We start from the raw sequence: 695 nt of genomic DNA, 5'->3' as shown, positions 1-695 counted from the left end.
CCCCTGCCGCACATAGAAAGCATTCAACTTATCGAAATACTCCCTCGACAGCTTCCCGTAGGCCGTCGGCGTCACCGGCTCCCGGAAAACTTCCACATCATGCGTATGGGGATGCCAACCGTTGTTCCCTCGGGTGATTTCCTTCGCCGTAATGCACCCGAGGTATCCGGCTTCCGCGCGTGCCTGCTTGACCTGGCGCTGATTCGCCGCCCACCGGCGCCCTTCGGCCAGGTAGCCGAGGGTTGTGCGCAGTTCATCTTCGGCGGTGTGGGGGATTGTTCTGGTCACGAAAATGGCCCCATAACCGGCCTCGATGGCCCGGGCGATGGCCCGGGAGATCTCATCCGCACGGCGGAACCTGATCTTGGCCGAGCAAACCGGACAAACCCACCCAGATCCGCACGTCGACAGGCCGCTGTAGCAATGATGATCTCCGTTTTGGATCAGAGCAACATCCGAGACGCCCAGCGGCAAACCGCACTCGCGGAGCCACCGGTTCGTCGTCACGCCGCGGAGCCCGTTTCGCAAAACGCTCCGGGCATCCTGGCGATCAAGCCGTTCGGAGGTTTCCGAAGGGGCGCAGGGCAAATCGGGGTCCGCGGAGGCCCGTTTTGAGCATGATCGCGGCTGCAAAGTTTCCGTAGTACCTAGAAGATCTCTTGAGGCAAGATCATTTTCGTCCTTGATCACGACCC

General features: G+C 61.0%; 1 protein-coding gene. It reads right to left on the bottom strand.

Annotation, left to right across the window (positions count from 1 at the left end; genetic code table 11):
• Positions 1–507: protein rep (locus G6R24_RS21250; RefSeq protein ID WP_163550876.1), on the bottom strand; the 507-nt coding region annotated here is incomplete at its 3' end.
• Positions 508–695 lie beyond the last annotated feature (188 nt).

Origin of the sequence: Candidatus Frankia nodulisporulans (assembly GCF_902806475.1) — a bacterium.
GTDB lineage: Bacteria > Actinomycetota > Actinomycetes > Frankiales > Frankiaceae > Frankia > Frankia umida.
Note: the sequence above shows the minus strand (reverse complement) of the source record. Positions and strands in the feature narration are given on the sequence as shown.